This is a genomic window from Nonomuraea sp. 3N208 (assembly GCF_052245935.1).
In the GTDB taxonomy this organism is placed as follows: Bacteria; Actinomycetota; Actinomycetes; order Streptosporangiales; family Streptosporangiaceae; genus Nonomuraea.
In genome coordinates this window covers 167131-178105 of sequence record NZ_JBQQBR010000028.1, presented here as the reverse complement: position 1 = coordinate 178105, position 10975 = coordinate 167131, and the positions used below count along the sequence as shown (strand labels likewise).

Here is a 10975-nt window from a genome sequence, read left to right as displayed (position 1 = left end):
GCACCCCCCGCCGGGCCGCCGCTCGTCCGGGCCGGTCAGCCGTTCGAGAGCGTGAAGCCCTGCTCGGTGCCGAACGCGGTGATGCGGTCCTGCCAGGTCTTCAGCGCGGCGGCCAGGTCGCCGCCGCCGTCGATGGCCTGGCCCACGGTGTCCTTGAAGATGCTGTTGGCGTACACCTGGAACGGGAGGTACTGCCAGTCGGCCTTCACGGCGGACGAGGCGTCGCCGAGGACCTGGTTGATCTTCTGCCCGTCGAAGAACTCCTGCGGCGTGTCACGGAACGCCGGGTCGTCGAGCAGCGTCTTCGTGGCGGGGAACAGGCCGGCCTCCTCGTTCAGCGACTTGACCGCCTCCGGGTCGGAGTTCAGCCACTGCGCGAAGGCGACGGCGGCCGGGACGTTCTTGCTCTGCGGGATGACCGCCACCGACGAGCCGCCGTTCTCGGCGTTGATCGGCTTGGCCGCGTCGTACTGCGGCATCGGGGCGACCGCCCACTTGCCCTTCGTCTGAGGGATGGAGTTGATGATGCCGTTCGGCGCCCAGGCGCCGGTCATCCAGACCGCGTACTTGCCGGAGCCCATGCCCTTCCACCACTCGTCGGTCCAGCCGGGCTGCGGGTCGACCAGCTTCTCGCCGAGCAGCGTGCCGAAGTTGCCGACGAACTGCTTGACGCCGGGGTCGGTGGCGAGCGTGACGCTGACCTGGTTCTCGCCCGACGTCTTGAACGGCGTGCCGCCCGCCTGCCAGATCAGGCTGTCCACACCGCCGGCGTCACCGGGGTCGATGGAGGTGATGAAGTTGTCCGGGTTGTCGGCCTTGATCTTCTTGGCCGCCTCGGTGAACTCCGCCCACGTCTTCGGCGGCTCGATCTTCAGCTTCTCGAAGATGTCCTTGCGGTAGAACATCGCCATCGGGCCGGTGTCCTGCGGGATGCCGTACACGCCGCCGTTGATCGCCACCTGGCCCCACGCCGCGGGGGCGAACTTGTCCTTGAGCGCGTCGGCGCCGTGCTCGGCGAGGTTGACGACCTGCTTGGAGAGCGCGAACTGGGGCAGCGCGAAATACTCGATCTGCGCCACGTCGGGCGCGCCGGACCCGGCCTTGATCGCGGTCTGCAGCTTGGTGTACTGGTCGGCGGACTGGCCCGCGTTCACCACGTTGATCTTGATGTTCGGATATTTCGCCTGGAAGCGGGCGACGGTCTTCTCGATCCCCGTGACCCACGTCCAGAAGGTCAGCTCGGCCGGCTTGCTCAGCGCGTCCTGGACGGCGGCCGTCGCGCTCGGGGCGGCGGCCGGGGCGGTGGTGGCGCCCCCGCCGCTGCCGCCGCCGCACGCGGCCAGTGCCAGTGACAGGGCGGCGGCGACCCCGGCGGTCATCGCACCGCGCCGCGAAGAAAGTGTTCTCATGGGCGTTTTCCTCAAATAACGGGGGATTGGCGGGGTTACTGCTTGACGCTGCCGGTGGCGAGGCCCGACTGCCAGAACCGCTGGAGCAGCAGGAAGGCGATGATCAACGGCACGATCGACAGCAGGCTGCCGGTCAGGATGATGGTGTACGTGGCGTCGCCGGCGCCTGAGGTGCCGCTGTTGGCCTGGGCGTTCCACTGGTTGAGCCCGACGGTGAGCGGGAACCAGTCCGGCGTGTTGAGCACGATCAGCGGCAGGAAGTAGTTGTTCCACGTCGCGACCAGCGAGAAGAGCAGGACCGTGACGAATCCTGGGGCGAGCAGCCGCAGCGCGATGGTGCGGAAGATCCGGAACTCGCTCGCCCCGTCGATGCGGGCTGACTCCAGGATCGAGTCGGGCACCGCGTCGGCCGCGTAGACGCGCATCAGGTAGAGGCCGAACGGGCTGCACAATGACGGGATGAGCACCGCCCACGGGGTGTCGACGAGCCCGATCTGGCTGAACAGCAGGTACGTCGGCACCGCCAGGGCCGTGCCCGGGATGGAGATCGCGCCGAGCACCACCGCGAACAGCAGCTTGCGGCCGGGGAAGTCGTACTTCGCCAGGGCGTACCCGCCGATGGTGGCCAGCAGGGCCGCCCCGCCCGCACCAACGACGGAGTAGAGCACGGTGTTGCCGAACCAGCGCAGGAAGATGCCGTTCTGGTAGCTCAGGGTGTCGCCGATGTTGGCGAACAGGTTGAAGTCCCCGCCGAACCAGAGCCCGAAGGTGGCGAACAGGTCCGCGCCGCTCTTGCTGGCGTTGGCCAGCAGCCAGAACAGCGGCAGGACCGCGTACCCGAACATCACCAGCATGATCACGGTGAGGGTCGGGCTCTTGCCCCGGCGTCTGGGTTTGGCGGAGCGGTGCGCGCCCCGATGAGCGGCGGCGGGCGGCGCGCCGGCGAGGGCCGTCACAGCGTCTTCTCCCTTCTCGCGGTGATGAGCTGCACCGCGTACGCCACGACGACGGTGACGAGGCCGAGCACCACGGCCACGGCGGCCGAGTAGTTGATCTGCTGGCCGTTGAACGCGAGGTTGTAGGCGTACATGTTGGGCGTGTAGTTCGTGGTGATCACCGAGGGTGCGAGCTTCTGGAGGATGTTCGGCTCGTTGAAGAGCTGGAAGCTGCCGATGATCGAGAAGATCGTGGCCACGAGCAAGGCGGGGCGCAGGGCCGGCAGTTTGATGCTCCAGGCGATGCGGATCGCCCCCGCGCCGTCCATCTCGGCGGCCTCGTAGAGCTCCTCCGGGATGGCCCGCAGCGCGGCGTACAGGATGATCATGTTGTAGCCGACGAACTCCCAGGTCACCATGTTGCCGATGGAGCCCAGCATCCAGGAGCGCGACATCAGGTCGGGGAGCGTGACGCCGAGGGCGTCGCCGATCTGGCCCACCAGGCCGAACTCGTCGCCGTACATGTAGCCCCACATGAGGGCCGCCACCACGGCCGGCACCGCATACGGCATGAAGATCGTGATACGGAACAGGGACGGCCAACGGAGTCTGCCGCTGTCGATCGCGAGCGCGCATCCCAGGGCGATGAGCAGCATGACGGGCACCTGCACAACCAGGAAGAGCGCCACGCGGAGCAGGCCGGCGCCGAACAACGCGTCGCCGACGGCGCGGGTGTAGTTGGCCAGACCGGCGAAGACCGTGCCGCCGATCAGGCGGTCCTGGAAGAAGCTGAGGTAGATCGCGTACATCAGCGGCGCGACCACCGTGATCAGGAAGACCACGAAGAACGGCAGGAAGAAGGCGTAGCCGGCAACACGCAGGCGCAGGAACGGCCGGGCGAGGCCGGCCCGTCGGAGCTCGGTGGCCGGCGCGGTCATCCCGTGCTCCACTGCGATGTTCGCGTTGCCATAGGAACTGGCACTGAACTCTCCTTGTCGGGGCGTGGGCGGCCTGGGAACCGCACCGCTACCTGCGCCACCGTGCCCTGCCTGGCGTGGCAGTCGCGACGCTCGTGTGTTTGCGCAAACATGATGAAGATGGTCCGTAGTCTGGACTTGCCGCCGGAATCATGTCAATAGGTAACCGTCAGTTAACACAACTGCCTATTTTCGCCACATTTGTTGCGTACGGAAGTGGCCGTTGACGGAGCGGCTATGTTTGCGTAAACATCGTGCGAGACTTCGTACGGAGGTGTGAGTGGACGGGGCGGCCCAGGAAACGGCGGCAGGACGGCGCACGCGCAGACGGCCGTCCATGGCCGATGTCGCCGCGATGGCCGGGGTCTCCAGCCAGACGGTCTCCCGGGTGGCCAACAACCGCACCAACGTGGAGGAAGAGACCCGCCAGCGGGTCCTGTCGGCCATGCGGGTCCTCGGCTACCGGCCCAACACGGCCGCCCGTGCCCTGGTCACCGGCCAGTTCCGCACCCTGGGCCTGATCAGCTTCGGGCTCGGCGCCTTCGGCAACGCCCGCACGGTCGACGCCGTCACGCGGGCGGCGCAGCGCGCCGGCTACACCGTGAACATGATCGCCATCGAGTCGCAGACCGAGCAGGCCGTGCACGAGGCGTTCGACCAGCTCACGATGCAGGCGGTCGACGGCATCGTGCTCATCGAAGCCCAGATCCTCGACACGCCGGCGCTCCGCCTGCCGCCGGGCGTGCCGGTCGTGATGGCTGACGGCGACGTCAGCCACCGCCATCCCATGGTCGACACCGACCAGGCGCTCGGCGCCCGGCTCGTCACCCGTCACCTGCTCGACCTCGGCCACCGGACGGTCTGGCACGTCGCCGGGCCCGAGGACTCCTACGCCGCGCGGCGCCGGGCCGAATCCTGGCACGCGACGCTCAAGGACGCGGGCGCCACGGTCCCGCAGGTGTTGTACGGGGACTGGAGCGCGGGCAGCGGCTACCAGGCCGGCCGCGTCCTGGCCCGGCGGCCCGGCGTGACGGCTGTCTTCGCCGCCAACGACCAGATGGCGCTCGGCGTGATGCGCGCGATGATCCAGGCGGGCCGGCGCGTCCCCGAGGACGTCAGCATCGCCGGGTTCGACGACCTCGACGAGTCGGCTTACCTGTCCCCGCCGCTCACCACCGTCCACCAGGACTTCGACGTGGTGGCGGAGCGGATCGTGTCACTCATGGTCGACCAGATCGAAGGCGGCGCGGCGCCGTCCGCCACCGCTTTCGTCGCTCCCGAGTTGATCGTCCGGGAGAGCACCGCCGCGCCGCCTTCAGCCTGATCCCGCCGTCTTGCCCGCCCTCCCGCGCCCCTCCACCAAGCCACCATCCAGCGATCCCCGCCGGCCCCACCACGGCCGCGACGAAGTGAAAGGAGGAGCGGCGACCTCGCCTGCCGAGGCCGTCGCGCCGACGATGAACGCCGTACCTCGCGATGTCACGCCGGTCCCCGGCACTGCCGGCGCCCCGTCCCCGGGCGACCGGCTCTGGCGCCGGCTGGGCGGTGTGGCCTTCGGCGGCGACTACAACCCCGAGCAGTGGCCGGCCGAGACGAGGGCGGAGGACCTGCGGCTCATGGCCGAAGCCCGAGTCAACCTCGTCTCCGTCGGCGTGTTCGGCTGGGCCCGCGTGGAGCCGGCGCGCGGAGCGTACGACTTCTCCTTCTTCGACCAGGTCCTGGATGACCTGCACGCGCACGGGATCACGGCCGACCTGGCCACCATGACCGCTTCGCCGCCGCCCTGGCTCGTCCACGAGCATCCCGAGATCCTTCCGGTCACCGCGGACGGCACCGTGCTGGGGCCCGGCGGACGCCAGCACTTCTGCCCGTCCAGCCCGGTCTACCGGGAACGGGCCGCGCTGCTGGTGGAGCGCCTGGCCGCGCACTACCGCGGCCATCCGGCCGTCGGGTTGTGGCACATCGGCAACGAGTACGGCTGCCACATCCCCGCCTGCTACTGCGAGGTGTCGGCGGACGACTTCCGCCGCTGGCTGCGGGAACGGTACGCCGACGACGTCGAGACGCTGAACGACGCCTGGTCGACGGACTTCTGGTCGCAGCGTTACGCATCCTTCGACCACATCCGCCCGCCCCGGGTGGCTCCGACGTACCCCAATCCGGCCCAGCAACTCGACTACCTGCGCTTCAGCAACGAGGCGTTGCGCGCCTGCTTCGACCTGGAAGCCGGCATCCTGCGGCGGGTCACCCCCGAGGTGCCGATCACCACGAACTTCCTGATGGGGCTGAAGGCCGTCGACGTCTTCGACTGGGCGCCGAGGCTGGACGTCGTGGCGGTCGACTCCTACCCCGACCCCCACGCGGAGCGGCCGCATCTGTTCCCCGGCCTGGTGTACGACACGATGCGGGGCGCCGGGGGAGGGGCGCCCTGGATTCTGATGGAGCAGGCGCCGAGCGCGGTGAACTGGCGGGCCAGGAACGCGATCAAGCAGCCGGGCCAGATGCGGCTGTGGAGCTGGCAGGCCATCGCGCACGGCGCCGACGCGATCCTCTACTTCCAGTGGCGGCAGTCACGAGGCGGCGCCGAGAAGTTCCACTCGGGCATGGTGCCGCACGCGGGGGCCGACAGCCGCGTGTACCGCGAGATCGCCGCGCTCGGCAAGGAGCTGGCCTCGGTGCCCGACCTGGTCGGCACGCGGGTCCGCAACCGGGTGGCGATCCTGCTCGACTGGAACAGCTGGTGGGCCCTCGAGCTCGACTCCCACCCCTCGGACGGCGTACGCCAGGAGGACCGCCTGCTCGACCACTACGGTCCCCTGTTCGACCTCGGCATGGGCGTGGACGTGGTGCCGCCCTCGGCCGACCTGGCCGGCTACGCGCTCGTTGTCGTGCCTAACCTGTACCTCCTGTCGAGCGAGGACGCGCGGCGGGTCTCGGCGTACGTCTCCGGCGGCGGCGCGCTGGTCGTCTCCTTCTTCAGCGGGATCGTCGACGAGCACGACCGGGTCCACCTGGGCGGTTATCCCGCGCCGTTGCGCGAGGTCCTCGGGGTGCGGGTCGAGGAGTTCTGCCCGGCGGCCGAGCACGAGACGTTTCCCGTCCGCGGCTACGGGGCGCTCGCGCACCTCGAAGGGGTCGCCGACCTGTGGCGCGAGGATCTCCAGCTGGCCGGCGCCGAGCTGGAGATCGCCTTCGACTCCCCGGACTGGGCCGGCCGCCCGGCCGTGACCCGGCACGAGTTCGGTGAGGGGACGGCACGCTACCTCTCGACCCGCCTCGACGCGGCCACCATGCGGGCGGTGCTCGGCCTGGCGCTCGCCGAAGCGGGAGTGACTCCCGTCGTCGAGGGCCTGCCTGCCGGGGTGCAGGCGAGCGTCCGCGAGGGCGCCGGGCGCAGCTTCCTGATCTTGCTGAATCACACCGGCGACAAACACGACATCACCCTCCCCGGCGGGTGGACCGCCGCACTCGACTCATCGGGCGAAGGGGTCGGTGTCGTCACCCTGCCACCCTCGGGCGTCGCTGTGCTCCGGCGAGTCCAATAACCATCACTCTGCGTGAGATCTCCGCTGTTACGGTCACGAACCGTGCGCTGACAAAGAGTCAGCACGCCATTCGGGATGATTCTTCGCATCCGTACCTTGAAGTACATCTGCCCCATGGGCATAGTGGACCAACCACAGGCGTCCCAGTCGTGGCAGGCATTCTCGGGGGCGGTACCGGCTCACGACTGCTCAGCGGCGCATCACCACGTGCGGAATTGGACAAAATGGATGAGCTCGCCCCCGACGATCCGTACCAAGCTGCTCAGGATCCTCCTGCTCCCGCTGGTCTCCATGGTCGTCCTGTGGGGGTTCATCGCCTACTCGAGCGTGGATGAGATCGTCACGGTCTCCCAGGCGCAGGACCGCTGGGAGGGCATCGGGTCGCCGGTGCTGCAGCTGATCGTCGAACTGCAGCGGGAGCGGCAGCTCTCCGCCGAGGCGGCGGGCGACACCGGGGTGTCCGTGCCTCTGGCCCATCAGCGGCGGGTCACCGATGCCAAGGCCGAGCAGTTGCGCCAGGTCATCGGGTCCGTTGGCGGCGAGTCGGCGGACGGCGAGACCCCGGCCCAGGTGCGGGCGCTGTTGCAGGCGCTGGACGGGTTACGGTCGCTGCGTGAGTCCGCCGACGGGGGCGTGCTGGCCCCGCCACTGGCGGTCACCGACGCGTACAACACCCTGATCGACGTCGTCAACAAGCAGTTCAATGACCGCGACGCGCTGAGCGACGTCTCGTCCTTCCGTTCGGTGCGAGGGATGGCCGCCTACAGCGCCGCAGGGGAGTACCTGGGCCGGGAGCACGCAGTGCTCACCAACACGATGGTGCAACGCAGGATGACGCCCACCGACCGTGCCGCGTTCGTCGCCGCGTTCACCAGCCGCCGGATCGTCTTCGCCAACGCCGAGCGCGACGTCGGCCCCGAGTTGCGGGAGAATTTCAACAAGCTCGTCGAGAGCACCGCGTACAAGCGGCTGGTGGACACCGAGGACGAGCTGTTCACGTGGGACACCAGCGGTGGCGCGCCGCCGGTGGACCCCGCTGAGTGGAAGAGCGACACCGATTCCATGCTCGGCGCGATCTACCTCGACACGCGGCGGGAGCTCGACCGCACCGCGGCGGAGGCCGAGGCGCTGAAGACCGGGGCGTACTGGCGGATCGGGCTGGTCCTGGTCCTCGGCCTGGTCGCGGTGCTCGCGTCGGTGGCGCTGTCGTACCGGTTCGGCCGCTCGCTGATCGACGAGCTCAAGAAGCTGCAGGCGTCGGCCGCCGAGATGGCCGAGCAGCGGCTGCCCCGGCTGGTCGAGCGGCTGCGCCGCGGTGACGACGTGGACCCGGCCGCCGAGGCCCCCGTCCTCGACCCGGCCGACACCGCCGAGGTCGATCGCCTGGTGCACGCGTTCTCCGCGGTACGCCGCACGGCGGTCGAGGCCGCGGTGGGTCAGGCGAGCCTGCGCAAGGGCGTCGGCCAGGTCTTCCTCAACCTGGCCCGGCGTAACCAGGCGCTGCTCCACCGCCAGCTCGCCCTGCTCGACACCATGGAGCGGCGGGTCGACGAGCCCGAGGTCCTGGAGGACCTGTTCAAGCTCGACCACCTGACCACCCGCATGCGGCGGCACGCGGAGAATCTGATCATCTTGTCCGACTCCGCCCCGGCGCGCCGCTGGCGTGACCCGGTGCCGCTGTTCGACGTCGTCCGCGCGGCGGTGCTGGAGGTCGAGGACTACACTCGCGTCACCGTCACGCCGATGCCGAATGCCCCGCTGCTGGTCGGCGCCGCGGTCACCGACGTGATCCACCTGGTCGCCGAGCTGGTGGAGAACGCCACCGTCTACTCCCCGCCCAATACGAGCGTGCAGATCCGCAGCATGACGGCGGCCAACGGTTTCGCGCTCGAGGTGGAGGACCGGGGTCTGGGGCTGAACCAGGCCACACTCGACGGGCTCAACGCCCGGCTGGCCGAGCCGCCGGAGTTCGACCTGGCCGACAGCGACCGGCTCGGGTTGTTCGTGGTGTCCAGGCTGGCCGCGCGGCACGGCATCAAGATCATGCTGCGGCGCTCGCCGTACGACGGGACCACCGCGATCGTGCTGTTGCCCTCCGCGTTGCTGGCCGGCGGCGACCCCCCGCCCGCCGCCCCGGTGGCGCGGCCGGCGGAGCACGCCGGCCGCCGAGCTCCGGCGGGCAGGCCCATGCGGGCGCTCGGCACGGCTACCGCCGACGCCCCGGCCCGCGGGACGGCCGTCGTCCCGGAGTCGTTCCCGGCCATCCCGGCGGACCGGACCGTATCGGCGGACCTGGACGTTTCGGACGGTGCGCCGGAGGCGGCTGCCCGGGTACCCGAGCCCGAGCGCGTGACCTGGTTCGAGGCGAGCCCGGCAGTGAGGCCGCGCCCGGCGCGCGGCGCCGCGCCGGGCGACGGGCCGGACAACCGGCTGGGCAACGGGTTCGCCGCTGAGCCGGGGACCAGGCCGACGCCGAAGAAGGCGGCCAGGCCCTCCTCGCCGGCCGTCGAGTGGAGCGTCACGGTGCCGGCCCAGGAGACGACCGAGGACCTCGACGGGCTGCCGATGCGGATCCCGCAGGCCAGCATGGCTCCCCAGCTGCGTGCCACCGGGCGCGTGGAGCCGCGCGCGGTCTCGGCGCGCTCGCCGGAGGAGCACGCACAGCTCATGTCATCCATGCAGCGCGGCTGGCAGCAGGGCCGCCGCCAAGCGGAGCATGGACAAGACATGTGGAATCGAAAGGACGACCATCCCGATGCCCGACCCCAGAAATGAACTGAGCTGGCTGCTCGACGACCTCACCCAGCGCGTCCCCGGCATCCGGCATGCCATCGTGCTGTCCGCCGACGGGCTGGCCATGGGCGGCTCCCGTGAGCTCACCCGGGAGGACGCCGAGCACTTGTCCGCCATCTCCGCCGGCAGCCATAGCCTCGCCATGGGCGCGGGACGGCACTTCGGCATGGGCGGCGTACGGCAGACGATCATCGAGTTGGAAGGCGGCTTCCTGTTCGTCACCGCGGCGGGCCAGGGCGCCCGGCTGGCCGTGCTCGCCTCGGGTGACGCCGACCTGGGCATGGTCACGTACGAGATGGCGCTCATGGTCAAGCGGGTGGGCGAGCACCTCACCGCACAGCCGAGGGGGGCGGCACCGGCACCCGCCTGGAACGGCGCGAGAGCGTGACAGGGGAGGATCCCGGGCCGCTGATCCGGCTGTTCGGGCTGACCGGGGGCAGGGCGCGTCCGCAGGGCGAGGCGTTCGACCTGGTGGCGATAGTCACAACGGTCGGCGCGAGCTCCGGCTCCTACGACTCCGCGGAGCTGATCCCGGAGCATCGCGCCGTGCTGTCGTTGTGCCGCAGGCCCACGCCGGTGGCCGATGTCGCGGCGCACCTCAGGCTGCCGCTCAACATCACTCGGGTGATCCTGGGCGACCTGCGGCGCGAGGGCTTTGTCACCATCGAGCGCCCGCGCCCGGTGGCGCAGACGATCGACGAACGCATCTACAGGGAAGTGCTGCATGGACTACGCAGCCTCTGAGCCGGGGGCGACCGCGGTCGCCTCGGCCTTGGCCATCAAGATCCTCATCGCAGGCGGCTTCGGCGTCGGCAAGACGACCATGGTGGGCACGATCAGCGAGATCCGGCCACTGCACACCGAGGAGTTGCTGAGCGAGCGAGGCGTCGGGGTGGACGACACCTCGGGGGTGGAGGCCAAGACCACGACCACTGTGGCGCTGGATTTCGGCCGCATCACGATCCGCGAGGGGCTGTGGTTGTACCTGTTCGGCACGCCCGGGCAGGACCGGTTCTGGTTCATGTGGGACGAGCTGGCTCTCGGCGCGCTGGGCGCGGTCGTGCTCGCCGACACCCGGCGCCTGGAGGACTGCTTCCCCGCGGTGGACTACTTCGAGCAGCGCGGCGTCCCGTTCCTGGTCGCCGTGAACTGCTTCGACGGTGCCCGCCGCCACGACCCGGCGAAGGTGCGGCGGGCGCTCTCGCTGAACGAGATCATCCCGATCGTGCTGTGCGACGTGCGCGATCGCGAGTCGGTCAAGCGCGTGCTCACCACGCTGGTCACGTACGCGGTGGAAGGCCCATGACCGTGCGGGC

Annotated in this window: 9 protein-coding genes; 6 read left to right on the top strand and 3 right to left on the bottom strand. The window is 70.0% G+C overall.

All coding sequences use genetic code 11. The features are described from left to right. Positions 1–35: 35 nt before the first annotated feature. Genes ACTWPT_RS37070 through ACTWPT_RS37060 form a run of 3 tightly spaced genes read right to left on the bottom strand, consistent with a single transcriptional unit; the run spans position 36 to position 3282 of the window. A complete protein-coding gene (locus ACTWPT_RS37070) occupies positions 36–1409 on the bottom strand; it encodes an ABC transporter substrate-binding protein (protein ID WP_443182182.1) in 1374 nt (457 codons plus the stop codon). 35 nt (positions 1410–1444) lie between these two features. Beyond that, positions 1445–2365 carry a carbohydrate ABC transporter permease gene (locus ACTWPT_RS37065; protein WP_443182181.1) on the bottom strand — a complete coding sequence of 307 codons (921 nt, stop codon included), beginning with the start codon at positions 2363–2365 and terminating at the stop codon, positions 1445–1447. Further along, the gene (locus ACTWPT_RS37060) at positions 2362–3282 is read right to left on the bottom strand and encodes a carbohydrate ABC transporter permease (protein WP_443182180.1); all 921 of its coding nucleotides are present in this window, start codon (positions 3280–3282) and stop codon (positions 2362–2364) included. Before ACTWPT_RS37060 ends, ACTWPT_RS37065 begins: the two co-directional genes overlap by 4 nt. A gap of 376 nt (positions 3283–3658) precedes the next feature. On the opposite strand from ACTWPT_RS37060, the gene ACTWPT_RS37055 reads away from it, so the two are divergent. The 6 genes from ACTWPT_RS37055 (at position 3659) to ACTWPT_RS37030 (ending at position 10965) form a co-directional block, all read left to right on the top strand. Continuing rightward, on the top strand, positions 3659–4645 hold the full coding sequence (locus ACTWPT_RS37055; protein WP_443182179.1) for a LacI family DNA-binding transcriptional regulator: 987 nt from the start codon (positions 3659–3661) through the stop codon (positions 4643–4645). A gap of 133 nt (positions 4646–4778) precedes the next feature. Next, entirely contained in the window at positions 4779–6866 is a 2088-nt protein-coding gene (locus tag ACTWPT_RS37050; protein ID WP_443182178.1) for a beta-galactosidase, read from the top strand. Between the two features lie 228 nt (positions 6867–7094). After that, positions 7095–9641: a nitrate- and nitrite sensing domain-containing protein gene (locus ACTWPT_RS37045; protein WP_443182177.1), complete on the top strand. Its 2547-nt coding sequence runs from the start codon at positions 7095–7097 to the stop codon at positions 9639–9641. After that, the gene (locus ACTWPT_RS37040) at positions 9622–10047 is read left to right on the top strand and encodes a roadblock/LC7 domain-containing protein (protein ID WP_443182176.1); all 426 of its coding nucleotides are present in this window, start codon (positions 9622–9624) and stop codon (positions 10045–10047) included. The genes ACTWPT_RS37045 and ACTWPT_RS37040 overlap by 20 nt, the downstream gene beginning before the upstream one ends. Next, positions 10044–10403: a DUF742 domain-containing protein gene (locus ACTWPT_RS37035; RefSeq protein ID WP_443182175.1), complete on the top strand. Its 360-nt coding sequence runs from the start codon at positions 10044–10046 to the stop codon at positions 10401–10403. The genes ACTWPT_RS37040 and ACTWPT_RS37035 overlap by 4 nt, the downstream gene beginning before the upstream one ends. Next, positions 10384–10965, top strand: a complete 582-nt coding sequence (locus tag ACTWPT_RS37030; protein ID WP_443182174.1) for a GTP-binding protein — start codon at positions 10384–10386, stop codon at positions 10963–10965. Before ACTWPT_RS37035 ends, ACTWPT_RS37030 begins: the two co-directional genes overlap by 20 nt. The last annotated feature ends 10 nt before the right edge of the window (positions 10966–10975 follow it).